This window comes from Pseudomonas sp. TE3644, from assembly GCF_056278815.1.
On the sequence record NZ_JBWBQF010000001.1, the window covers coordinates 6,240,792 to 6,264,732 of the forward strand.

A 23,941-nucleotide genomic window follows, 5' to 3' on the forward strand; every position below is an offset into this window, starting at 1 on the left:
AAAAAACATCAGCCAGTGCTATTCACTATATAAAGCCCTATTATTGGCGAGAATTCTCGGCAAAAACGCCTTTTACGGAGGGGCATCGCCTATGCGCACCCAGCATCAGAGCAAACGCGAGCTCGACAAGATCGACCGCAATATCCTGCGGATCCTGCAGGCCGACGGGCGTATTTCCTTCACTGAGCTGGGCGAAAAAGTCGGCCTGTCGACCACCCCCTGTACGGAGCGGGTGCGCCGCCTGGAGCGCGAAGGGATCATCATGGGCTACAACGCCCGGCTCAACCCGCAGCACCTGAAGGGCAGCCTGCTGGTGTTCGTGGAGATCAGCCTGGACTACAAGTCGGGCGATACCTTCGAAGAGTTCCGCCGCGCAGTGCTAAAGCTGCCGCATGTGCTGGAATGCCATTTGGTGTCGGGGGACTTCGACTACCTGGTGAAAGCGCGGATTTCCGAGATGGCGTCGTACCGCAAGCTGCTGGGCGATATCCTGCTCAAGCTGCCGCATGTGCGCGAGTCCAAGAGCTATATCGTGATGGAAGAGGTGAAGGAGAGCTTAAGCCTGCCGATCCCGGATTGAAGCTGACCTGTAGCCGCTGCCGCCAGGCTGCGCTGGCCCTTACTTTCACCGATTATCTCTAGTGGGGCTTAGGGCGAGCGCAGCCTGGCGGCAGCGGCTACAGACGATCAGACCAACACCTGCCGAGTACTGGCAATGAAGGTATGCACCGCCTTCTCGGCCAACGGATGAATCAACTCCACCGGCCGCGCCCCATTCGGGCACGGCAACCGCTCGGTGGTGCCGAACAACCGGCAAATCAGCGGCCGCTCGTCATACACCGTGCAGCCATTGGGCCCCAGGTGCACACAGTTCAGTTCCGCCAGCGCCGCTTCCTGCTCGGCCGCCGTCTTGCGCGGCAGGCGGGCCATCTCTTCGGATGAGGTGGTCACCGGCCCGCAGCAATCGTGGCAACCCGGTACACACTCGAACGATGGGATCTGCTCACGCAGGAAAAGGATCTTGTGGCGGTTGCAGCTCATTGGGACGGTACCTGTCGACGCGAGCCGACATTTTGCCTGCCCGCCCCCGCCGACCGATACCCCCGCCGGTCCTTCACTGCCGCCAGAACGGCTTGATACCCTCCTCCCGCGCCTCATGGGCGCTCAGGCCGATGTCGCGCAACTGATCCGCGTCCAGTTCCAGCAAGGCCTTGCGCGTGGTCAGGCGGTGCCACATCAGGCCCCAGAAACCCAGGCCGTTGGGGGCCGAACGTACTCGCCGTCCCTCGGCATCCAATGCCTGGAGTTCCTGGCTACGCAGCAGCAGACGCACATCGCTAAAGCCGTTCATGACCGTGATCCTCGGTGGTGGTTGGGCACGGGGTCATGATCCGCCCGATACAGATTTCATTACAGATTCAAAAATCAGCTATATTTTCCATACAGATCTAGCGAAACCTCGTCTGAATGGCGTATTTTTTCGCTATCTGTATGGTCCCCATACTGCACCTGGAGTACGCCATGACCCTGTATGTGAACCTCGCCGAACTGCTGGGCGCGCGCATCGAGCAGGGTTTCTACCGCCCCGGCGACCGCCTGCCGTCCGTGCGCGCCCTCAGCGCCGAGCATGGCGTGAGCCTGAGCACCGTGCAGCAGGCCTACCGGGTGCTGGAAGACAATGGCCTGGCCGCGCCACGGCCCAAGTCCGGCTACTTCGTGTCCAGCGCACGCCAGTTGCCAGCGCTGCCTGCCGTAGGCCGCCCAGCCCAACGCCCAGTGGAAATTTCCCAATGGGACCAGGTGGTGGAACTGGTACGCACGGCCCCGCGCAAAGACATCGTGCAGTTGGGCCGCGGCATGCCCGACGTCAGCAGCCCGACGCTCAAGCCGCTGCTGCGCAGCCTGGCGCAACTGGCGCGGCGCTCGGACCTGCCCGGCCTGTACTACGACACCGTCTACGGCTCCGAAGCCCTGCGCGAACAGGTAGCACGCCTGCTGGTCGACTCCGGCTGCCAATTGCAGGCCAGCGACCTGGTGATCACCACCGGCTGCCACGAAGCGCTGTCGGCCAGCATCCGCGCGGTCTGCGAGCCCGGTGACATCGTTGCCGTCGACTCGCCCAGCTTCTTCGGCGCCATGCAGACGCTCAAGGGCCTGGGCATGAAGGCGCTGGAAATCCCCACCGACCCCATCACCGGCATCAGCCTGGAAGCCCTGGAGCTGGCGTTGGAGCAGTGGCCGATCAAGATCATCCAGCTGACCCCCAACTGCAACAACCCGCTGGGCTACGTGATGCCCGAAGCGCGCAAACGCGCCCTGCTGACCCTGGCCCAGCGCTACGACGTGGCGATCATCGAAGATGATGTATACGGGGACCTGGCCTACACCTACCCGCGCCCGCGCACCATCAAATCGTTCGACGAGGACGGCCGGGTGCTGCTGTGCAGCTCGTTTTCCAAGTCCCTGGCCCCCGGCCTGCGCATCGGCTGGGTAGCGCCCGGGCGCTACCTGGAACGGGTGCTGCACATGAAGTACATCAGCACCGGCTGCACCGCCACGCAGCCACAACTGGCCATCGCCGATTTCATCAAGGAAGGCCATTACGAGCCGCACCTGCGGCGCATGCGCAGCCAGTACCAGCGCTCGCGCGACCTGATGATCGACTGGGTCAGCCGCTACTTCCCCGAAGGCACCCGCGCCAGCCGCCCCCAGGGGGGCTTCATGCTATGGGTGGAGTTGCCGGAAAGTTTCGATACGCTGCGCCTGAACCGAGCTTTACTGGAACAAGATGTGCAGATCGCCGTGGGCAGTATCTTTTCTGCCTCGGGTAAATACCGGAACTGCCTGCGGATGAATTTCGCCGCGCGCGCCACCGTCGAGATCGAAGCTGCGGTACGCAAGGTCGGGGAAACGGCCAAGCGCTTGATTGCAGAAATGGATGACGAGACTGAATGACTTTTACCCGCATGCCGGAGTCATAGCCACGCCTGCTCTGCCTTGAAGGATCCCCGAGTTGCGAAACCACTGGCTGTTGCCACTGCTGATGCTCACCCTGCTGGCCGGTTGCGCCACCGGCGTCAGCCACCGAGAACCCAGCCAGGCGCTGGCCACCGACCAGTCGGCGTTCGGCCGCTCGGTACAGGCCCAGGTAGCCGACCACGGCGGGCAGTCGGGCTTTCGCCTGTTGCCCAACGGCCCTGAAGCTTTTCGTGCGCGTGCCGAACTGATCCGCAACGCGCAGAAGAGCCTGGACCTGCAGTACTACATCGTCCACGACGGCCTCAGCACCCGCGCCCTGGTGCACGAGCTGCTCAAGGCAGCCGACCGCGGCGTGCGCATCCGCATCCTGCTGGACGACACCACCAGCGACGGCCTGGACGACATCATCGCCACCCTGGCCGAGCACCCCAACATTCAGATCCGCCTGTTCAACCCGCTGCACCTGGGCCGCGAAACGGGTGTCACGCGGGCCATGGGCCGGCTGTTCAACCTGTCGCGCCAGCATCGGCGCATGCACAACAAGCTGTGGATCGCCGACAACAGCATGGCCATCGTCGGCGGGCGCAATCTGGGGGACGAGTATTTCGACGCCGAACCCAACCTCAATTTCACTGACATCGACCTGCTCAGCGTCGGGCCTGCCGCCGTGAATCTGGGGCATAGCTTTGATCAGTACTGGAACAGCGCCCTGAGCCGGCCGATCGGTGAGTTCCTGTATTTCCAGCCCTCGGCCAAGGACCTGGTCAAGACCCGCGCCCGCCTGGAGGATTGGCTGGCCGATGCCCGCGAGCACCGCCCTGCCCTGTATCAGCGGCTGATGTCCTACCGCCTCGCACCGCAAATGGCGACCTGGCGCAACGAGCTGATCTGGGCGGACAGCCAGGTGCTGTGGGACGCCCCCAGCAAGGTGCTGGCGCGCGACGAACCCGACCCGCATTTGCTGCTGACCACACAATTGGCACCGCAGTTGGCTGATGTGCATCAGGAGTTGATGCTGATTTCCGCCTACTTCGTACCGCGGGAACCGGGCCTGCTGTACCTGACCGGGCGCGCTGACGCCGGCGTGTCGGTGCGGCTGTTGACCAACTCGCTGGAAGCCACCGACGTACCAGCCGTGCACGGCGGCTATGCGCCCTATCGCAAGGCCTTGCTGGAGCACGGCGTGAAGCTGTACGAACTGCGCCGGCAACCGGGCGAGCTGCCCAAGCGCAAGTTGCTGGGTTTTCAAGGCAGCTCGGATTCCAGCCTGCACAGCAAGGCGATGATCTTCGACCGTCAGCGGGTGTTCATCGGCTCGTTCAATTTCGATGCCCGCTCGGTGCTGTGGAACACCGAAGTGGGCGTATTGGTGAACAGCCCTGAGCTGGCTGAACGCACCCGTGAGTTGGCGTTGCAGGGCATGTCACCGGCGCTCAGCTACCAGGCGGTGCTGCAGGACGGCAAGGTGGTGTGGGTGACCGAGGACAATCACCACCTGCATACCCTGACCACCGAGCCAGGGGATTTGTGGCGCAGGTTCAACGCGTGGATGAGCAAGGCCATCGGCCTGGAGAAGATGCTCTGACGCCCTGTAGCCGCTGCCGCCAGGCTGCGCTGGCCCCTGAGCGCACTGGACATCTCCAGCGAGGCTTAGGGCCAGCGCAGCCTGCGGCAGCGGCTACGGGATTCGGGCATCTTCAGGCAGGCAGCTCCAGCGCATGGGGCTTGCGCGCCAGCAGCACCAACCCGAACGCCCCCGCCGCCATCAGCAACGGCAACGCATGCCCACTCACCCACTGGCTACCCGCCCCGGCCAGCAGCGGGCCGATCAGGCAGCCGATGCCCCACAGCTGCGCCACATGCGCGTTGGCACGCACCAGCGCATCATCCCGATAGCGTTCACCGATCAACACCAGGGACAGGGTAAACAAGCCCCCGGCACTGGCACCGAAAATCACCCACAGCGGCCAGATGGCCACGGTCTCGATCAGCAGCGGAATGGCCAGGCTCGACAGCATCAACGCCAGCGCGCAGCCAAAAAACAGCGTGCGCCGCGACATGCGGTCAGCCAGTGCGCCAATAGGCAATTGCAACACCGCATCGCCCACCACCACGGTGCTGACCATGAACAAGGCAACCTGCGCAGTGAAGCCCTGCTGCAGGCAGTACACCGGCAACAACGTCAGGATCATGGCCTCAAAGGCAGCGAACAACGAGATCGCCCAGGCAATCACCGGCAGCCGCTGGCAGAACCCCGCCAAGTCGCGCAAGGTGACCCCGCACGCCTCGGCACTGGGCGCGCCGCTGCGACCCAACAGCAGCAAGGGCGACACCACCAGCAGGCCCACGCCCACCCAGAAACCGTAATCCTGTTCAGTGCCCAGCACGCCGAGCAACAGCGGCCCACACAGCTGGCTCAGCGCATAGCTGCTGCCATACAGCGCCACCAGGCGGCCGCGCCACTGCTCCACGACAATCTGATTGATCCAGCTTTCGCCCAGGATGAATACGATGGTCAGCACCATGCCGATCACCAGTCGCAGCGCCAGCCACACTACGTAGCTGGGCAACAGCGCCAGCAGACCAAGGGACAGCGCACCGCCCCACAGGCACAGACGCATCAAACCCGGCGTGCCGAAGCGCGCCGCCAGGCGGCTGGCCAGGCCCGCTCCGGCCAATACGCCAATCGCCGGCATCGCAGCCATCACGCCGATGGCAAAGCTGCCGTAGCCCCACCCCTCGAGCCGCAGCGACACCAACGGCATGCTCACGCCCAACGCCAGGCCTACGCTCAACACGGCGCTCAGCACGGCGAAATAGGTACCCCAACGCATCTCCCACGCTCCTGTGGATAACTGCCAAGACGACACAGCCGGGACTTCCCTGGGGAAGGCCCGGCTGTGTCGAGGATCAAGTAGCCGCTGCCGAAGGCTGCGCTGGCCGTGCAACCCACTGGGGATCTCCAGGGTTCACTCGGGCCAGCGCAGCCTGGCGGCAGCGGCTACAGGGCTTTTACAGCTTGATCCAGGTCGCCTTCAGTTCGGTGTACTTGTCGAACGCGTGCAGCGACTTGTCGCGGCCGTTACCCGACTGCTTGAAGCCACCGAACGGAGCGGTCATGTCACCACCGTCGTACTGGTTCACCCACACGCTACCGGCACGCAGTGCCTTGGCGGTCAGGTGGCCTTTGGAGATGTCCGAGGTCCATACCGCAGCGGCCAGGCCGTACGGGGTGTCGTTGGCGATGTTGATGGCTTCTTCGACGGTGTCGAAGGCAATCACCGACAGCACTGGCCCGAAGATCTCTTCCTGGGCAATGCGCATGGCGTTGTTCACGCCGTCGAAAATGGTCGGCTCAACGTAAGTGCCGCCGGTTTCTTCCAGGATGCGCTTGCCGCCCACCAGCAGCTTGGCGCCGTCAGTGTGGCCCGCTTCGATGTAGGACAGCACGGTGTTCATCTGCTGGGTGTCCACCAGGGCGCCCACGGTGGTTGCCGGGTCCAGCGGGTTGCCCGGCTTCCAGGCTTTCAGTGCTTCAAGCACCATCGGCAGGAACTGGTCCTTGATGGAACGCTCAACCAGCAGGCGCGAGCCGGCGGTGCACACTTCGCCCTGGTTGAAGGCGATGGCGCTGGCAGCCGATTCAGCAGCAGCTTTCAGGTCCGGGGCATCGGCGAACACGATGTTCGGGCTTTTGCCGCCGGCTTCCAGCCACACGCGCTTCATGTTCGACTCACCGGCGTAGATCATCAGTTGCTTGGCGATCTTGGTCGAACCGGTGAACACCAGGGTGTCCACGTCCATGTGCAGGGCCAGGGCCTTGCCCACGGTGTGGCCGTAGCCAGGCAGTACGTTGAACACGCCTTTCGGAATACCGGCTTCGATCGCCAGTTCGGCGATGCGGATGGCGGTCAGTGGCGATTTTTCCGACGGCTTGAGGATCACCGAGTTACCGGTGGACAGCGCCGGGCCCAGTTTCCAGCAGGCCATCATCAACGGGAAGTTCCACGGCACGATGGCGGCTACCACGCCCACTGGCTCGCGGGTTACCAGGCCCAGTTGGTCATGCGGAGTGGCCGCGACTTCGTCGTAGATCTTGTCGATGGCCTCGCCGCTCCACGACAGGGCGTTGGCAGCGCCAGCCACGTCGATGCTCAGCGAGTCGCTGATCGGCTTGCCCATGTCCAGGGTTTCCAGCAGCGCCAGTTCCTGCGCATTCTGCTTGAGCAGGCCGGCAAAGCGGATCATGGTGGACTTGCGCTTGGCCGGGGCCAGGCGCGACCACACGCCGCTGTTGAAGGTGCTGCGCGCGTTTTCCACGGCGCGCTGGGCGTCAGCCAGGTCACAGCTGGCAACCTGCGCCAGGAGGCGACCGTCGACCGGGCTCAGGCACTCGAACGTGGCGCCGGAAGCGGCAGCAGTGTATTCACCGTTGATGAATGCACGGCCTTCAATCTTCAAATCCCGGGCACGTTGTTCCCAGTCCGCACGAGTCAAAGTGGTCATACGTATCCCCTCCTCTTATTGATTTGCAGCGCACGCGCAGGATAATCGCGCACGCATCCGAATAGGGCCGGGTCAAAAAAACGACTCACGGCATCCGCCACCCTAAACCAGTCGGGCCCAGATTTTCAATATATTTGACAACAAACCATAAAAAGCCGTGTCATGTTTGTTTTATTGGACAACCGAGGAGGATTCGCCCATGAGCATCGAAAGCATCGTCGATTTTGCACTGGCCACCACGCCGGCCGACCACTACCGTCCCGCCGCGGAAAAAATTCTCAAGGGCGACCCCGAGCAAAAGGTTCACCACCACTATTCAAGCCCTTGTGAGCAGTTTGGCGCGGGTGTGTGGGAAGGCCAGGTAGGCCAGTGGACCGTCAACTATACCGAGCATGAGTACTGCGAGATCGTGCAGGGCGTGTCGGTATTGCGTGATCTGGATGGCAATGCCAAGACCTTGCGCGCTGGGGACCGTTTTGTTATCCCGGCAGGGTTTCGCGGTACCTGGGAGGTGCTGGAAGCGTGCCGCAAGATCTATGTGATGTTTGAACAGAAGGTTTGATTTGCGGCGTCTGGTTCCCGGGCAGAGCCCGGTCCTACACCGTTCGCGGCAGTGGTGTCAGAGAGGCAAAGCGATCAGCCACTGGTGGCTCTACCGATTGTCCTGCTGTGCCGCCAAAGGCGGACCGCTTTGCATCACTGACGCGCATGGCCCGAACGGTGTAGGACCGGGCTCTGCCCGGGAACCAGACACCGCAAATCCAAACCCCAAAAAAAAGGCCCGCATCGTAAGATGCGGGCCTTTTTTTTCGGGCGAAAATCAATTACTTGATTTTGCCTTCTTTGTACATCACGTGCTTGCGAACAACCGGATCATATTTCTTGATCTCGATTTTGTCCGGGGTAGTACGCTTGTTCTTGTCGGTAGTGTAGAAATGACCAGTACCGGCACTCGAAATCAAACGAATCAATTCACGCATGATTTAGCTCCCTTAGACCTTGGCGCCAGCAGCGCGGATTTCGGCCAGCACGACATCAATGCCACGCTTGTCGATGATACGCATGCCTTTGGCGGATACGCGCAGACGCACGAAACGCTTCTCGGACTCGACCCAGAAGCGGTGATGCTGCAGGTTCGGCAGGAAACGACGACGGGTTTTGTTGTTTGCGTGGGAAATGTTATTCCCAGTCACCGGACCCTTACCGGTAACTTGACATACTCTCGACATGCCTCAGCCCTCTAAAACCACATGCCCAACCCGGCATGGGTTGGCCGCTTATCTCTCAGTCTTGGCGCCAGGCGCCGCGTTTCTTCAGGGGTCTTACCAGCTCCGCACGCAGGCGAAGGTTCTGGGCCCCTAGAAAAGAGCGCTGCTTTATACCAGAAAGACCTGCGTGCAACAACTCTGACCGCACTTTCAATTTTCCATCCAGGGCCGCCGCAGAGCGCAAAGGCCGCCGTTACAGGGCGCGTTGGCGGTCAACCGCTCGTCGCGCCGCCGATGAAAATTTGGATGGTCAACGGCGTCAGAGATCTCTAGGGTAGGAACTTTCTCCAGACTGCACTGGCAGATGGGCCATCAATCAGCCAAGGAAATCACCATGCGCCTAGCGACTTTGCCGCTGCTGCTCGCTCCCCTTTTCAGCCCGTTGCTGGCCTATGCCGCACCGCTGACCGTGTGCACCGAAGCCAGCCCCGAAGGTTTCGACGTGGTGCAGTACAACTCGCTGACCACCACCAACGCCTCGGCCGACGTGCTGATGAACCGCCTGGTGGACTACGATACCGCCCAGGGCAAGGTCGTGCCGAGCCTGGCCGACAGCTGGACCCTGTCCACCGACGGCCTGACCTACGAGTTCAAGCTGCACCCCGGCGTCAAATTCCACAAGACCGAGTATTTCACCCCCACCCGCGACCTCAGCGCCGAAGACGTGGTGTTCAGCTTTCAGCGCATGCTCGATGACGGCAACCCCTGGCACAAGATCGCCCAGAGCGGCTTCCCGCACGCCCAGTCGATGCAGTTGCCTGACCTGATCAAGAAAGTCGACGCGGTGGACCCGCTGACCGTGCGCTTCACCTTGAACCATCCGGATTCGACCTTCCTGGCCACGCTGACCATGGGCTTCGCCTCGATCTACTCCTCCGAGTACGCCGACCAGTTGCTGCGCGCCAATGCCCAGGACAAATTCAACAGCCAGCCCATCGGCACCGGCCCGTTTATCTTTGGCCGCTTCCAGAAGGATGCCGTGGTGCGCTACCGCGCCAACCCCAATTACTTCCGTGGCAAGCCGTCGGTTGACCCGCTGATTTTCGCCATCACCGGCGACCCCACCGTGCGCCTGCAGAAACTCAAGCGCAACGAGTGCCAGATCACCCTGTCGCCCAAGCCGCTGGACATCAGCGCAGCCAGCAGCGACAGCGCCTTGCAGGTGATCAAGACCCCGGCGTTCATGACCGCCTTCGTGGCCATCAACAGCCAGCACCCACCGCTGGACAAGCCGCAGGTGCGCCAAGCCATCAACCTGGCCTTCGACAAGGCCAACTACCTCAAGGCCGTGTTCGAAGACTCCGCCGTGGCCGCCAAGGGCCCCTACCCGCCCAACTCCTGGAGCTACGCCAAGGACTTGCCCGGCTACGCCTATGACCCCGCCAAGGCCCGCGACCTGCTGGCCAAGGCCGGCCTGAAGGATGGCTTCAGCACCACCATCTGGACGCGACCATCGGGCAGCCTGCTCAACCCCAACCCCAGCCTGGGCGCGCAAATGCTGCAGGCAGACCTGGGCAAGGTTGGCATCAAGGCCGATATCCGTGTGATCGAGTGGGGCGAGCTGATCCGCCGCGCCAAGGCTGGCGAGCACGACCTGCTGTTCATGGGCTGGGCCGGCGACAACGGTGACCCGGACAACTTCCTGACCCCGCAGTTTTCCTGCGCGGCCGTGCAGTCAGGCACCAACTTCGCCCGCTACTGCGACCCGGCACTGGACAAGCTGATTACCGCCGGCAAGACCACCGGCGACCAGGGCGTTCGCAGCCGCCTGTACCTGCAGGCACAACAGCAAATTCAGGAGCAGGCACTGTGGGTGCCGTTGGCGCATCCGACCGCTGCCGTGCTGGCGCGCAAGGACGTCAAAGGCTACGAGGTCAGCCCGTTCGGCCGTCAGGACTTCGCCAAGGTCACTGTCGGTCCATAAGACGGACCTGGCGCACCAAACCAGGGCCGCAATGCGGCCCTGCACGTTTCAGGGGCAAAACAAAACCGCTGATATTCTGCAAACGCCGTCGATTGGCCGGAAAACGACATGGCAGGCATATTGCTACTACTTAGCCACCTAAGTAGTAGTTGTAAGGAATGGCCATGTCCCTGCGCAGTGATTCGATGCAGCTCTCTTCCGCCGAGCGCCGCTGGCTCCCCTGGTTCGGCAAGACCGGCAAACTGGCCATGCGCTGGGCCTGCCACTGGAACAAGGCTGCCGGCCCCACCCTGGAAAAAACCTTCGAAGCCATCGCCGACACCCGCGTGAAGCTGCTGCAGCACTGGGCGCAGGAGCAATGGCAGCACCTGGGCGAACTGGCCGCGCTGCTGGCTCGCGAATCGGGCGGCCTCGACGCCACCTTGCTGAGCGAAAAGCTGCGCCAGGCACCGTCCTTCTCGGAGCTGTTCGTGATTGGCGTTGATGGCGCGCTGCAGGCCAGCACCTTCACCGGCCACACGGGAAATCGTGCGGTCAACCCTGCGGCGCTCAAGGAAGGTCTGAAGGCACCGTTTCTCCACGGCCCCTATGTCGATCCCCTGACCGTGCAGATCGGCCCGTCGACCTCGCGCTTCCATGACCAGGTCACGCTGATGTTCTATCAGCCGCTCAAGCATGACGGCAAAGTCCTGGGCTGCCTGTGTGGCCGCGTGCCCAACGACGTGCTGGGCGACCTGATCCAGCGCGAAGCCGGGCACATCTTCCCCGAATCGGGCGATAACTACCTGTTCATGGTGCGCTCCCAGTTCGACCCCTCCGTGGCGCCTGGCACGGCCCTGTCGCGCTCACGCTTCGAGGACGACACCTTCACCGGCGGCGACAACCTGAAAAGCGGCGTGAACACCGCCTTCGGCACTGTGCGCATCCAGCGCCACACCGAGCTCGAACTGCGCTTCACCGACCCGGCCACCGGCCAACTGCACCCCGGCATCCGCGAAACCATGCGCACCGGTAGCAACCTGTTCGTCACCTACCCCGGCTACTCCGACTACCGCCACATCCCCGTGGTAGGCAAAGGCGTGACCTTCCAATTGCCCGGCTCGCCAGACCGCTGGGGCATGATGTGCGAAGCCGACTTGGAAGAGGTGTACCGCCGCCGTTCGCTGACCCACGGCCTGATGAAGCCCTACCTGGCAACCATGGCGGGCCTGTTTGCCTGCAACTTCGGCGTGCAGCACTACAGCGGCCTGGACCAAACCTTCATCGATCTGATCCAGGCAGGCAGCATCCTGCTGGCCGCCTGGCTGTTCAGCGCCATCGGCCCCAGACGCCTGGCCGCACGCCTGGAAGCCATGACCGACGTGATCCGCACCATTGCCGAGGGCGAAGGCAACCTGCGCCAGCGCCTGGACACCAGCCAGTTGGCCAACGACGAGACTGGCGACATGGGCCGCTGGATCAACAGCTTCATCGACAACCTGGACGCCGTGGTGGGCCAGGTGATCGCCGCCTCCCATTCCGTGGGCCAGACCAACGAGATGATGCTGGGCAAAAGCCGCATGGCCGGCCAGACCTCCAATGACGTGGCCCAGGCCATCCACCGCATGATGATCATCGTCGAAGGCCAGCTGGGCGAGATCCAGCAAGCCTCGCTGACCGCCGAACAGATGAAGCGCGCCATGGACGAGGTGGTTCTGCGCGCCCAGGAGCAATTCGCCTCTGTACAAGCCGGCACCCAGTCGATCCGCGACGTGGTGCAGCGTTCCGCCGCTAGCGTGCAGGAACTGGACAAACGCATGAACGAGATCGGCACCTTTACAGGCCTGATCACCGACATTACCAACCAGACCAACCTGCTGGCCCTGAACGCCGCCATCGAAGCCGCCCGCGCCGGCGAAAACGGCCGCGGCTTCGCCGTGGTGGCCGACGAAGTCCGCACCCTGGCCAGCCGCACCGCCCAGGCCGCCGGGCAAATCCGCAGCATGGTCGAAGGCCTGCAAACCGAGACCCGCAACGCCGTGGCCTTTATGGAAGGCGGCGTGCAGAACGTCGACGAAAGCCTGCGCCTGGCCGAAAGCGCCTCCTCTGAGAACGTGCACTTGCATGAGGCCGTGGAGAACCTGTTCGGCATCATCCAGCAGCTCAACGAGAAGAGCCTGGATTGCGGGCAAACCATCAAGCAGGTCGACCAGGCCAGTGGCGACATGCGCCAGACGGTGGTGGTGCTGCAGCACAGTGCCGAGCGGGTGAAGCACAATGCGAGCAAGTTGCAGCAGTTGGTGGGGCAGTTTGAGGTGACGGCGGGGGCCGCCTGACGCTCGGCTGAAATATTCGGCAAAACGTTGACATTGGTAGCACCTAGCTCTACCGTCGTCGACTGTAGACAACGTATACGCGTCATTTCTGGAGTGCTACCATGGCCTCACCTGTCCTGTCCTTCCGCGTGGAGTCAGACCTGATCGACCAGCTCGACCAGCTGGCTGCGGCAACTGATCGCGACCGTCAATACCACCTTAAACGCGCCTTGGCTCGCTACGTGGAAGCAGAATCGTGGCATTTCCGTGCCGTAGCCGAGGGTATCGCAGACGCGGAAGCAGGCAACCTTACCGACCTGGATGCCGTGAAGGCTAAGTGGGAAGCGCGTGCCAAAAATCGCATTGACCAGCAAAGCTGAAAGTGACCTTGAAGGCATCTTCGAACACTACGCCCGCTTGATTGGCAACGAACGAGCCGAAGGTATCGCTTTCAGCGTCCTCGAGGCCCTTGCCACGCTCGAAGCATTCCCCCAGCTTGGCAGGGCTTCAGACATCCCCGATTGCAGGGAACTGATCTTCTCGAAATATCCTTACCGCGCGGTTTACACGGTTAAGGGGACTGCTCTACTGGTCTACCGAATCCTGCATCAGCACGCAGAACGCCCAGAAGACTGGTAACCACTGGCGCGTAGCCGCAGCCTGCGGCAGCGGCTACATAACCTAGTGCCCATCGCGGCCACGGCCGGCTCCTACCGTGTTCGGCGTAGGAGCCGGCCTTGGCCGCGATGCAGGCGCCGCAGCATTACGGTCTGGATCAGAGCCACCCATACTCCACCATCGACAACGGCTCCCCCTCGCCAATGATGAAGTGGTCCAGCACCCGCACCTCCACCAACGCCAACGCCTCCTTGAGCCGCTGTGTCAGCACCCGGTCCGCATGGCTGGGCTCGGGGTTACCCGAAGGATGGTTGTGGCACAGAATCAGCGCCGCCGCGTTATGGGCCAAGGCCCGCTTCACCACCTGCCGGGGATACACCGCTGCCCCGTCGATAGAGCCGCGAAACAGCACTTCGAATGCCAGCACCCGATGCTTGGTATCCAGGTAAAGACAGCCGAACACCTCGTGGGGCTCGTGCCGCAGCATGGCCTTGAGGTAGTCGCGCACTGCGCGGGGACTCTCCAGGGCTGAATCGCGTGTCAGCCGCTCGGCCAAGTGCCGACGCGACATCTCCAGCACTGCCTGCAACTGGGCAAACTTGGCGGGCCCAAGGCCTGGCTTGGCGCTAAATGCCGCCTGGTCGGCCTCCAGTAACGCTCGCAGGCTGCCGAAGCCTTCGAGCAAGGTACGCGCCAGGTCGACGGCGCTTTTGCCCGCCACCCCGGTACGCAGGAATATGGCCAGCAATTCGGCGTCCGAAAGCGCGGCCGCCCCCTGTTTCAACAACTTTTCCCGCGGGCGCTCAGCCGCAGGCCAATCTCGAATACTCATGGCGTCTCCTTGCCAGTACGCGCGCTGCTCCCTGCTTGGCGCTGTGCTATCTTAGCCCATCTTTTTTGCACGGTGATCCGGCCCGGGGAGGTGCCATCACCGAGCGTCATCACTGGATCTGAAGGCAGGCCTATGCAGCGGCTGTATCGAAAACGCATCGTTCTGGGCGTAGGCGGCGGCATTGCCGCCTACAAGAGCGCCGAGCTGGTTCGCAGGCTTCTGGACCAGGGCGCCGAGGTGCGCGTGGTCATGACCCGCGGCGGCGCCGAGTTCATCACCCCGCTGACCATGCAGGCGTTGTCCGGCCACCCCGTGCACCTGGACTTGCTGGACCCTGCCGCCGAAGCGGCCATGGGGCATATCGAGCTGGCCAAGTGGGCCGATCTGGTGCTGATCGCGCCGGCTACCGCCGACCTGATCGCACGCCTGGCCCAGGGCCTGGCCAATGACCTGCTGACCACCCTGGTGCTGGCCACCGACGCCACCGTGGCGCTGGCCCCGGCCATGAACCAGGCCATGTGGCGCGACCCGGCCACCCAGGCCAACCTGCAATTGCTGCAGAGCCGCGAGATGAAGGTGTTCGGCCCCGCCGCCGGCAGCCAGGCCTGTGGCGACATCGGCCTGGGCCGCATGCTGGAAGCCACCGAGCTTGCCCAGTGCGCTGCCGACTGCTTCCAGCACCTGGCGCTGACCGGCAAGCACGTCGTGATTACGGCCGGCCCCACCCAGGAAAACATCGACCCGGTGCGCTACATCACCAACCACAGCTCCGGCAAAATGGGCTTTGCCTTGGCCGAAGCCGCGGTGGAAGCCGGCGCCCGCGTGACCCTGATCAGCGGCCCGGTGCACCTGCCCACGCCCGATCGCGTCAGCCGCATCGACGTGGTCAGTGCCCGCGACATGCTGGCGGCCTGCGAGGCGGCGATCCCGTGCGATGTGTTCATCGCCTCGGCCGCCGTGGCGGACTATCGCCCCGAGGTCGTCGCCGCACAAAAATTGAAGAAAGACCCTACAAATGGCGACGGCCTTCTCCTGCAAATGGTGCGTAACCCGGACATCCTGGCCACTATTGCCACGCGTCCCGACCGCCCTTTCAGCGTCGGCTTCGCCGCCGAAACCGAGCACCTGCTCGATTACGCGGCACGCAAATTGAAAGACAAGAACCTCGACCTGATTGTCGCCAATGACGTGGCCAACCCCAGCATCGGCTTCAACAGCGAGGAAAATGCGGTCAGCCTGATTGACCGCGGGCTCAACACCACGGTGTTCACCCAGACCAGCAAGGGCAAGATTGCCCGCCAGATCGTTTCCTTTATCGCCCAACGGCTAGACCAGGTTTAACCATGCACGCTTTGCAAGCCAAGATTCTCGACCCACGCATCGGCAACGAATTCCCGCTGCCCCAGTACGCCACCCCTGGCTCCGCCGGCCTGGACCTGCGCGCCCTGCTCAAGGAAGACACCGTCCTTGAGCCCGGCCAGACACTGCTTATCCCCACCGGCCTGTCGATCTACATCGGCGACCCGGGCCTGGCGGCGATGATCCTGCCGCGCTCGGGCCTGGGCCACAAACACGGCATCGTGCTGGGCAACCTGGTAGGCCTGATCGACTCTGACTACCAGGGCGAACTGATGGTGTCGTGCTGGAACCGTGGCCAGACTGCTTTCACCATCACCGTTGGCGAGCGCATCGCGCAGCTGGTTCTGGTGCCGGTGGTTCAAGCGCACTTCGAATTGGTCGATACATTCGACGAAACCCAGCGCGGTGCTGGTGGATTCGGCCATTCGGGCAGCAATTGACTACGCTTGCCTGACAGCTGGAGGCGCGGCTCAGACAGCCGACGGTCAAAGGGAGATGCGCGGTGAACGATTTCACAGCAAGCGGCCAGGTCGGCGCTACTGATACAAGTGCGCCACACGTCCGCAACGCCCTGTGGGTGGCTGTGATGGGGCTGGCCGTGGCAACCGTGCTGGTGGGCTTCGGGCTGCCCAGCCCGTCGCCTGACACGGTATTCCGCTCGATGGCCCGCATGGCGGGCGCCAGCCAGGCGGTGGTGCTGCAAAAGCACATCGCCGTGGTAGTGGCCGAGACCGACGGCGCCGCGCATCAACCCGAAGTGATTCAGGCCACGCACACCCCAAGCGCCCTGCTGCCTTCGTTGAGCTACCTGCCCGGCCTGGTCGACGCCTACGCTGCAGGCAAAGGCCAGGCTGCACTGGACAGTAATCGCCCGTCGCCGATCAACTTCGTCACTCTGGACCTGATCCGCCAGGTGGAGTCGGGCAAGCGCCCGGCGTTGCAGGCACAGAAGGTCGGCGAGCGCTGGCTGGTCTACAGCCTGGCGCCTGTCTACGACGCCACGGGCGCCACGGTGCTGGGCACGCTGCTGCTGAGCTTCGACCTGGGCACGCTGACCGCCGAGTTCGGCAGCCTGCCGGAAGGCTTCGGGGAAGTGTTGCTGGAACAGCGCTTCAATCAGGGGCCGACGCAGACTCTGTTCAAGGGCGGCGCATCTGCGCTGGACGAGCGCTACCCCGTTGACATCGACAGCTGGACCCTGACGTTCACCCCCGGCCCCATGTTCAAATCCCCCGTGCAGTGGCGCAGCATGGTGTTCTGGGCCCTCGCGCTGCTGGTCGCGATCGGCACGGCCTGGCTGTCGCTGTCCATGCTGGCACGTCGCCTGCGAACCCAGGTAGCCGGCGATGCCCGACAATTGACCCAGCTGATCCAAGAACTCTCGGGCGGAAAAGCCGTCAAAGCCTTCAGTTTGAGCCTGCCAGAGCTCAACATCGTGGCCGCAAGCCTTGCCAGGCTGTCGTTGCAGGGCAACCGCCATGACACACCGCAGGGCAATGCCAGCAGTAAAGCATGGACAGTGGACCTGCTGGACAAAGCAGCCTTCGGCCCGAAAGGATCGTTGAAGGACAACCCGGCAATACTTGATATCGCTGCCCCCGACGACGATCAGGACCCCCTGAGAATGGAGCAACTCAACGCTATGAACAGCCAAGCGCACGTCGCACCTCAGTTTCCCGATAGTATTTTCCGTGCCTACGACATCCGTGGGGTTTTCGGTGACACCTTGACAGCCGAAACCGCCTACTGGATTGGCCGTGCCATTGGCTCGCAAAGCCTCGCCCAGGGCGAACCCAACGTTTCGGTAGGCCGTGACGGCCGCCTGTCCGGCCCGGTGCTGGTGCAGCAACTCATCCAGGGCATCGCCGACACCGGCTGCCATGTCAGCGATGTAGGCCTGGTGCCTACCCCCGCGCTGTACTACGCAGCCAACGTGCTGGCGGGCAAGTCCGGGGTCATGCTGACCGGCAGCCATAACCCGCGCGACTACAACGGTTTCAAGATTGTCATCGCCGGCGACACCCTGGCCAACGAGCAAATCCAGGCCCTGCACGACCGTCTCAAGACCAACGACCTGGCCAGCGGCAAGGGCACCATCGAGAAAGTCGAGATCCTGGATCGCTACTTCAAGCAGATCAAGGACGACATCGTCCTGGCCAAGAAGCTGAAAGTGGTCGTGGACTGCGGCAACGGCGCTGCCGGCGTCATCGCCCCGCAGTTGATCGAAGCCTTGGGCTGTGAAGTGATCCCGCTGTTCTGCGACGTGGATGGCAACTTCCCCAACCACCACCCGGACCCGGGCAAGCTTGAAAACCTGGAAGACCTGATCGCCAAGGTCAAGGAAACCGGCGCCGACCTGGGCCTGGCCTTCGACGGCGATGGCGACCGCGTGGGCGTGGTCACCAACACCGGCAGCGTGGTGTTCCCCGACCGCCTGCTGATGCTGTTTGCCAAGGACGTGGTGTCGCGCAACCCTGGCGCCGACATCATCTTCGACGTCAAATGCACCCGTCGCCTGACCCCGCTGATCACCGGCTACGGTGGCCGCCCGGTCATGTGGAAAACCGGTCACTCGCTGATCAAGAAAAAGATGAAACTGAGCGGCGCACTGCTGGCAGGCGAAATGAGCGGGCACATCTTCTTCAAGGAGCGCTGGTTCGGCTTTGACGACGGCATTTACAGCGCTGCGCGCCTGCTGGAGATCCTCAGCCAGGAGAAAGACAGCGCCGAAGACCTGTTCGCCGCCTTCCCGAACGATATTTCTACCCCCGAAATCAATATACATGTGACCGACGAGGGTAAATTCAGCATCATTGATGCTCTGCAACGCGACGCACAATGGGGCGAAGCCAACCTGACCACCATCGACGGTGTGCGGGTGGACTATCCCAAGGGCTGGGGGCTGGTACGCGCCTCCAATACAACGCCCGTGCTGGTGCTGCGTTTCGAGGCCGACGACCAGGCCGAACTCGAACGCATCCAGAACGTTTTCCGCGCAGAGCTGAAAAAAATCGCCCCTGATCTCCAACTACCGTTCTGATTTGTTCCACTGGAGCCCTGCATGACCCTCGAACGTGATGCCGCCACCAACGTCGCCAAGGTATTGTCCGAAGCGCTGCCCTACATCCGCCGCTTTGTCGGCAAGACGCTGGTGATCAAGTACGGCGGCAACGCCATGGAGAGCGAAGAGCTCAAGACCGGCTTTGCCCGTGACATCGTGCTGATGAAGGCGGTGGGCATCAACCCGGTGGTCGTGCACGGCGGTGGCCCGCAAATCGGCGACCTGCTCAATCGCCTGTCGATCAAGAGCGAGTTCATCGATGGCATGCGCGTCACTGACGCGCAGACCATGGACGTGGTGGAAATGGTCCTCGGCGGCCAGGTTAACAAGGACATCGTCAACCTGATCAACCGCCATGGCGGCAGCGCCATCGGCCTGACCGGCAAGGACGCGGAGCTGATCCGCGCGAAAAAACTGCAGGTCACCCGCCAGACGCCGGAAATGACCACGCCCGAAATCATCGATATCGGTCACGTGGGCGAAGTGGTCGGGGTCAACACCGACCTGCTGAACATGCTGGTGAAAGGCGACTTCATCCCCGTGATCGCGCCAATCGGCGTGGGCCCGGACGGTGAGTCGTACAACATCAATGCCGACCTGGTGGCGGGCAAGGTTGCCGAGGCCCTGAAGGCCGAGAAACTGATGCTGCTGACCAACATCGCCGGCCTGATGGACAAGCAGGGCAACGTGTTGACCGGCCTGAACACCGAGCAGGTCAACGCCCTGATCGCCGACGGCACCATCTACGGCGGCATGCTGCCCAAGATTCGCTGTGCGCTGGAAGCGGTGCAAGGCGGCGTGACCAGCTCGCACATCATCGACGGCCGCGTGCCAAATGCCACCCTGTTGGAGATCTTCACCGACATCGGCATGGGCACCATGATCAGCAACCGCAAGCGTCACTGATACTACGCCTTGCAGCCGCTGCCGCCAGGCTGCGCTGGCCCTGTTTACCACTGGAGATTTCCAGCGTACATAAGGGCAAGCGCAGCCTGGCGGCAGCGGCTACAAGGTGTCGCTCAATTCTCGAGCAGCTTCGCCAACCGCGCCCGGTCCCGGGCAAATTGCTGATCCACCTGCTGCCGAATGGCCTGGTAGTTGACGATCCGCGCATTCACGTCCGCCCGCTGCCCCTGGATGCCCTTGAGCTGATCCAGCAATTCCTGCGGCACCGGATGACCATTACGCTCAAGCTCCGCCGCCTGCGCCTGCACGCTGTCATGCTGGCCCTGCAATGTTTGCAGGTTGCCGCGGGCAAGCGCCATCATGCCGTCCACGTCCGCCAGGCGGCGGGTGCGGGCACGATCGAGTTCTTCCAGGCTGGGGTATTGATGCAGCAGTTCGCTGTCAGCCGCCGCCTGCGCGCTGGCGGCTTGCTGCTGGCGAATCTCATCGGCAGTGGGCGCGGGAGGCACAGTTTGCACCACTCGTCCCTGGGCATTGAGCACTTCGTAACCCTTGGCCACGTACTCGGGCGGCACGCCCTGACGGTCGAGAACCGTCACCCCATGGCTATCGACATAGCGATAGAACACGATGGGCGGCCCGTCTGCAGCCTGCACCGACGCGCATGCCAGGGCCGCCAACAGGCCTGGCGCGAGCCACCGGCGCACCAGGGTCACGCAGTCAGATACCGTACTGGGCGCGGTAAGCCTGAACGGCCGGCAGGTGCTGCTTGAGCTCGGCGTCATCGGCCAGGAACTCCAGTACCTGGTCCAGGGAAACGATGCTGACCACCGGGATACCGAAGTCACGTTCCACTTCCTGGATGGCCGACAGCTCGCCGTTGCCACGCTCCTGACGGTTCAGGGCGATCAATACCCCGGCAGCCTTGGCCTTCTGGGCAGTGATGATCTGCATCACTTCACGGATGGCGGTGCCGGCGGTGATCACGTCATCGATGATCAGGATATCGCCTTCCAGCGGCGAACCAACCAGGCTGCCACCTTCGCCGTGATCCTTGGCTTCCTTGCGGTTGAAGCACCATGGGATATCGATGTTGTGGTGCTCGGCCAGTTGCACCGCGGTGGCGGCTGCCAGCGGGATACCCTTGTAGGCTGGGCCAAACAGCACGTCGAAAGCGATGCCGCTCTCAACCACGGCTGCGGCGTAGTATTTACCCAGCTGGGCCAGGGCCGTGCCGGTGTTGAACAGGCCGGCATTGAAGAAATAAGGACTGGTGCGCCCGGATTTCAGGGTGAACTCACCGAAACGCAGTACCCCGCGATCGATGGCAAAACGAATGAAGTCGCGTTGATAGGCGTGCATAAAAAGTCCCGAATACCACGGCTTTAGCTAATTGAGTTGAGCTCGGGTATCATACACGCACGAGATTTTTGGGGCCATTTATGCGGATCATCAGTGTGAACGTTAATGGTATTCATGCCGCAGTCGAGCGTGGTTTGCTCAGTTGGCTGCAGGCACAGAATGCCGACGTCATCTGCCTGCAGGATACTCGTGCCTCCGCCTTTGAACTGGACGATCCAGCCTTCCAACTGGATGGCTACTTCCTTTATGCCTGCGATGCCGAAGTACCCACCCAAGGTGGCGTGGCACTTTACTCGCGGTTGCAACCCAAGGCGGTAATCAGCGGCCTCGGCTTCGAGACAGCCGACCGCTACGGGCGCTACCTGCAAGCAGACTTCGACAAATTGAGCATCGCCACTTTGCTGCTGCCTTCGGGCCAGAATGGCGATGAAGACTTGAACCAGAAGTTCAAGTTGATGGACGACTTCGGCAAGTATCTGGACAAGCAGCGTCGCAAGCGCCGCGAATACATTTACTGCGGCTCGCTGTATGTGGCGCAGCAGAAGCTGGATATCAAGAACTGGCGCGACAGCCAGCAATCCCCCGGCTTCCTGGCGCCGGAACGCGCCTGGATGGACGAGATTGTCGGCAACATGGGCTATGTCGATGCCCTGCGCGAAGTCAGCCGCGAAGGCGACCAGTACAGCTGGTGGCCGGATAACGAACAGGCCGAGATGCTCAACCTGGGCTGGCGGTTCGACTATCAGCTGCTGACCCCGGGCCTGCGGCGCTTCGTGCGCAGCGCACGCCTGCCGCGCCAGCCACGCTTCTCCCAGCATGCCCCGTTCATCGTGGACTATGACTGGACCTTGACCATCTAAAAGGTCGAGGCGCAAAAAAGCCGACCCATGGGGTCGGCTTTTTTGTATGCCCTGTGGGAGCGGGTTCTACCCGCGAAAACCACACCGCGTAATGCCTGACGGACCGCGGTGTGCTTTTCGCGGGTAGAACCCGCTCCCACAGAGGCAGAGGCATCAGTCAGCCAAGGCCGCTTTCTGCAGTTCGAACAGCTCAACCATGCCTTTCTGCGCCAACGCCAGCATGGCGTTCAGCTCTTCTGGCTGGAACGGGGCGCCTTCGGCGGTGCCCTGCACTTCGATGAAACCGCCAGCGCTGGTCATCACCACGTTCAGGTCGGTCTCGGCAGCCGAGTCTTCCAGGTAGTCCAGGTCCAGCACCGGCTCGCCCTGGTACATGCCCACCGACACGGCGGAGATCATGTGCTTGAGCGGGTCGCCGCCTTTCAGGCCGCCACGCTTCTTGATCACTTTCAGCGCGTCGACCAGGGCCACCATGGCGCCGGTGATGGAAGCGGTACGAGTACCGCCGTCAGCCTGGATCACGTCGCAGTCGACGTACAGGGTCACATCGCCCAGCTTGGACATGTCCAGGGCAGCGCGCAGCGAGCGGCCGATCAGACGCTGGATTTCCAGGGTACGACCGCCCTGCTTGCCCTTGCTGGCTTCACGCTGGTTACGCTCGCCGGTGGCGCGCGGCAGCATGCCGTATTCGGCAGTCAGCCAGCCCTGGCCCTGACCCTTCAGGAAGCGCGGCACGCCATTCTCGACGCTGACCGTGCAGATAACCTTGGTGTCACCGAACTCGACCAGTACAGACCCTTCGGCGTGCTTGGTGTAGTTGCGGGTGATGCGGATCGAGCGGAGCTGATCGGCAGCGCGACCACTTGGACGTTTCATCTGGGATACCTGTACTGAGGAACGAAAACTGCCGAGCATTATAAGACCTGTGGTCATTTAATGCCCGACTAGAGTTTCAGCTGTGGGGCCCCAGGGGATACATTTTTCAGCCAGACGGTCGACATGCTGTAACAGCAATGGTTTGGGCGCCAGCCCACCGGTGCGCTACAATCCTGCGCCTTTGCAGCCATCCGGCTTTCACTCCCCTTCTGCGAGGTACTCCCCATGGTGCACAGCATGACCGCCTTCGCCCGCGTCGAAAGGGCGGGCACCCAAGGGACTCTCAGCTGGGAACTGCGGTCGGTCAACCACCGCTACCTGGAACCGCACCTGCGCCTGCCCGAAGCCTTCCGCGATCTGGAAATCGCCGTGCGCGAAGCCCTTCGCCAAGGCCTGTCGCGCGGCAAGGTGGAATGTACCCTGCGCTTCTGTGAAGTCAGCAGCGGCAAACCGTTGCAGGTAGACCGCGAACGCGCCGCCCAACTGGTTGCCGCCGCCGAGACCGTGGCCAGCCTGATCAAGCAGCCCGCCGCGCTCAACCCGCTGGAAGTGCTGGGCTGGCCCGGCGTGCTGGTGGCCGACGCCGCCGACCCGCAGGCACTGAATCAGGAAGCCATTGCCCTGTTCAATGATGCGCTCAAGGAACTCAAGGCCGGCCGCGATCGTGAAGGCGCGGAACTGGCCAAGCTGATCAACGATCGCCTCGACGCCATGGCCGACGAGGTCAAGACCTTGCGCAGCCAGGTGCCGCACATGCTGGCCGTGCAGCGCCAGAAGATCCTCGACCGCTTCAGCGACATGCAGGCCGAGCTGGACCCGCAGCGCCTGGAACAGGAAATGGTGTTGCTGGCGCAGAAAAGCGACGTGGCCGAGGAGCTGGACCGCCTCACCACCCATGTCACCGAAGTACGGCGCGTTTTGAAAACCGGCGGCGCGGCTGGCCGACGTCTTGATTTCCTGATGCAGGAACTCAACCGCGAAGCGAACACACTGGGCTCCAAGGCCTTCGACCCGCGTAGCACCCAGGCTGCGGTCAACCTGAAAGTGTTGATCGAGCAGATGCGCGAACAAGTGCAGAATATTGAGTAAGGCAACC

The 23,941-nt window shown here is 62.7% G+C and carries 24 protein-coding genes; 14 read left to right on the forward strand and 10 right to left on the reverse strand.

Translation table 11 applies throughout. The features are described from left to right. Window positions 1–91 precede the first annotated feature (91 nt). Window positions 92–580 carry a transcriptional regulator DadR gene (dadR, locus tag ACZ9GA_RS27690; RefSeq protein WP_027980766.1) on the forward strand — a complete coding sequence of 163 codons (489 nt, stop codon included), beginning with the start codon at window positions 92–94 and terminating at the stop codon, window positions 578–580. A 107-nt stretch (window positions 581–687) separates the two neighbouring features. Here the strand turns inward: dadR and ACZ9GA_RS27695 are convergent, their stop codons facing one another. Both ACZ9GA_RS27695 and ACZ9GA_RS27700 read right to left on the reverse strand, forming a co-directional pair. Further along, the gene (locus tag ACZ9GA_RS27695; RefSeq protein ID WP_457359267.1) at window positions 688–1,041 is read right to left on the reverse strand and encodes a YkgJ family cysteine cluster protein; all 354 of its coding nucleotides are present in this window, start codon (window positions 1,039–1,041) and stop codon (window positions 688–690) included. 73 nt (window positions 1,042–1,114) lie between these two features. Next, window positions 1,115–1,351, reverse strand: coding sequence for a DUF1127 domain-containing protein (locus ACZ9GA_RS27700; protein WP_457359265.1), 237 nt, complete (start codon window positions 1,349–1,351; stop codon window positions 1,115–1,117). A 170-nt stretch (window positions 1,352–1,521) separates the two neighbouring features. Between ACZ9GA_RS27700 and ACZ9GA_RS27705 the strand changes: the two genes are divergently transcribed. Next, window positions 1,522–2,955: an aminotransferase-like domain-containing protein gene (locus ACZ9GA_RS27705; protein WP_457359263.1), complete on the forward strand. Its 1,434-nt coding sequence runs from the start codon at window positions 1,522–1,524 to the stop codon at window positions 2,953–2,955. Between the two features lie 88 nt (window positions 2,956–3,043). Next, window positions 3,044–4,564 (forward strand): phospholipase D family protein, encoded by a 1,521-nt coding sequence (locus tag ACZ9GA_RS27710; RefSeq protein WP_457363636.1) that lies wholly within the window; start codon window positions 3,044–3,046, stop codon window positions 4,562–4,564. 112 nt (window positions 4,565–4,676) lie between these two features. Here the strand turns inward: ACZ9GA_RS27710 and ACZ9GA_RS27715 are convergent, their stop codons facing one another. Together ACZ9GA_RS27715 and ACZ9GA_RS27720 are read right to left on the reverse strand one after the other, a co-directional pair. Then, window positions 4,677–5,813 carry an MFS transporter gene (locus tag ACZ9GA_RS27715; RefSeq protein ID WP_457359261.1) on the reverse strand — a complete coding sequence of 379 codons (1,137 nt, stop codon included), beginning with the start codon at window positions 5,811–5,813 and terminating at the stop codon, window positions 4,677–4,679. 178 nt (window positions 5,814–5,991) lie between these two features. Continuing rightward, window positions 5,992–7,485: an aldehyde dehydrogenase gene (locus tag ACZ9GA_RS27720; protein WP_457359260.1), complete on the reverse strand. Its 1,494-nt coding sequence runs from the start codon at window positions 7,483–7,485 to the stop codon at window positions 5,992–5,994. A 199-nt stretch (window positions 7,486–7,684) separates the two neighbouring features. On the opposite strand from ACZ9GA_RS27720, the gene ACZ9GA_RS27725 reads away from it, so the two are divergent. Beyond that, a complete protein-coding gene (locus tag ACZ9GA_RS27725) occupies window positions 7,685–8,047 on the forward strand; it encodes a cupin domain-containing protein (protein WP_457359258.1) in 363 nt (120 codons plus the stop codon). 262 nt (window positions 8,048–8,309) lie between these two features. Here the strand turns inward: ACZ9GA_RS27725 and rpmG are convergent, their stop codons facing one another. Together rpmG and rpmB are read right to left on the reverse strand one after the other, a co-directional pair. Beyond that, window positions 8,310–8,465 (reverse strand): 50S ribosomal protein L33, encoded by a 156-nt coding sequence (gene rpmG, locus ACZ9GA_RS27730; RefSeq protein WP_016772554.1) that lies wholly within the window; start codon window positions 8,463–8,465, stop codon window positions 8,310–8,312. A 12-nt stretch (window positions 8,466–8,477) separates the two neighbouring features. Next, window positions 8,478–8,714 carry a 50S ribosomal protein L28 gene (rpmB, locus tag ACZ9GA_RS27735; protein ID WP_008366806.1) on the reverse strand — a complete coding sequence of 79 codons (237 nt, stop codon included), beginning with the start codon at window positions 8,712–8,714 and terminating at the stop codon, window positions 8,478–8,480. A gap of 373 nt (window positions 8,715–9,087) precedes the next feature. Between rpmB and ACZ9GA_RS27740 the strand changes: the two genes are divergently transcribed. From ACZ9GA_RS27740 to ACZ9GA_RS27755, 4 genes are all read left to right on the forward strand, one after another. Further along, the gene (locus ACZ9GA_RS27740; protein WP_457359256.1) at window positions 9,088–10,677 is read left to right on the forward strand and encodes an ABC transporter substrate-binding protein; all 1,590 of its coding nucleotides are present in this window, start codon (window positions 9,088–9,090) and stop codon (window positions 10,675–10,677) included. A gap of 164 nt (window positions 10,678–10,841) precedes the next feature. Next, window positions 10,842–12,992 (forward strand): methyl-accepting chemotaxis protein, encoded by a 2,151-nt coding sequence (locus tag ACZ9GA_RS27745; RefSeq protein WP_457359254.1) that lies wholly within the window; start codon window positions 10,842–10,844, stop codon window positions 12,990–12,992. A 101-nt stretch (window positions 12,993–13,093) separates the two neighbouring features. After that, on the forward strand, window positions 13,094–13,351 hold the full coding sequence (locus tag ACZ9GA_RS27750; protein ID WP_457359252.1) for a CopG family ribbon-helix-helix protein: 258 nt from the start codon (window positions 13,094–13,096) through the stop codon (window positions 13,349–13,351). Continuing rightward, complete coding sequence (locus ACZ9GA_RS27755) at window positions 13,320–13,610, forward strand: type II toxin-antitoxin system RelE/ParE family toxin (RefSeq protein WP_457359250.1); 291 nt, start codon at window positions 13,320–13,322, stop codon at window positions 13,608–13,610. The genes ACZ9GA_RS27750 and ACZ9GA_RS27755 overlap by 32 nt, the downstream gene beginning before the upstream one ends. 136 nt (window positions 13,611–13,746) lie before the next feature. Here the strand turns inward: ACZ9GA_RS27755 and radC are convergent, their stop codons facing one another. Next, a complete protein-coding gene (gene radC, locus ACZ9GA_RS27760; RefSeq protein WP_457359248.1) occupies window positions 13,747–14,421 on the reverse strand; it encodes a RadC family protein in 675 nt (224 codons plus the stop codon). 132 nt (window positions 14,422–14,553) lie between these two features. On the opposite strand from radC, the gene coaBC reads away from it, so the two are divergent. From coaBC to argB, 4 genes are all read left to right on the forward strand, one after another. Further along, complete coding sequence (coaBC, locus tag ACZ9GA_RS27765; protein ID WP_027980780.1) at window positions 14,554–15,762, forward strand: bifunctional phosphopantothenoylcysteine decarboxylase/phosphopantothenate--cysteine ligase CoaBC; 1,209 nt, start codon at window positions 14,554–14,556, stop codon at window positions 15,760–15,762. Between the two features lie 2 nt (window positions 15,763–15,764). Next, entirely contained in the window at window positions 15,765–16,220 is a 456-nt protein-coding gene (gene dut / locus ACZ9GA_RS27770; protein WP_027980781.1) for a dUTP diphosphatase, read from the forward strand. Between the two features lie 1,202 nt (window positions 16,221–17,422). Next, the gene (algC, locus tag ACZ9GA_RS27775; RefSeq protein ID WP_457363635.1) at window positions 17,423–18,820 is read left to right on the forward strand and encodes a phosphomannomutase/phosphoglucomutase; all 1,398 of its coding nucleotides are present in this window, start codon (window positions 17,423–17,425) and stop codon (window positions 18,818–18,820) included. A 21-nt stretch (window positions 18,821–18,841) separates the two neighbouring features. Then, window positions 18,842–19,747 (forward strand): acetylglutamate kinase, encoded by a 906-nt coding sequence (gene argB / locus ACZ9GA_RS27780; RefSeq protein WP_027980783.1) that lies wholly within the window; start codon window positions 18,842–18,844, stop codon window positions 19,745–19,747. 113 nt (window positions 19,748–19,860) lie between these two features. Here argB and ACZ9GA_RS27785 read toward each other — a convergent pair whose 3' ends face one another. After that, window positions 19,861–20,454: a DUF4124 domain-containing protein gene (locus ACZ9GA_RS27785; protein WP_457363634.1), complete on the reverse strand. Its 594-nt coding sequence runs from the start codon at window positions 20,452–20,454 to the stop codon at window positions 19,861–19,863. 13 nt (window positions 20,455–20,467) lie between these two features. Beyond that, window positions 20,468–21,109, reverse strand: coding sequence for an orotate phosphoribosyltransferase (pyrE, locus tag ACZ9GA_RS27790; protein ID WP_457359245.1), 642 nt, complete (start codon window positions 21,107–21,109; stop codon window positions 20,468–20,470). A gap of 80 nt (window positions 21,110–21,189) precedes the next feature. Between pyrE and ACZ9GA_RS27795 the strand changes: the two genes are divergently transcribed. After that, complete coding sequence (locus ACZ9GA_RS27795) at window positions 21,190–21,969, forward strand: exodeoxyribonuclease III (protein ID WP_008366828.1); 780 nt, start codon at window positions 21,190–21,192, stop codon at window positions 21,967–21,969. Between the two features lie 153 nt (window positions 21,970–22,122). Here ACZ9GA_RS27795 and rph read toward each other — a convergent pair whose 3' ends face one another. Then, entirely contained in the window at window positions 22,123–22,845 is a 723-nt protein-coding gene (gene rph / locus ACZ9GA_RS27800) for a ribonuclease PH (RefSeq protein WP_457359243.1), read from the reverse strand. Between the two features lie 225 nt (window positions 22,846–23,070). On the opposite strand from rph, the gene ACZ9GA_RS27805 reads away from it, so the two are divergent. After that, window positions 23,071–23,934: a YicC/YloC family endoribonuclease gene (locus tag ACZ9GA_RS27805; RefSeq protein ID WP_457359241.1), complete on the forward strand. Its 864-nt coding sequence runs from the start codon at window positions 23,071–23,073 to the stop codon at window positions 23,932–23,934. Window positions 23,935–23,941 lie beyond the last annotated feature (7 nt).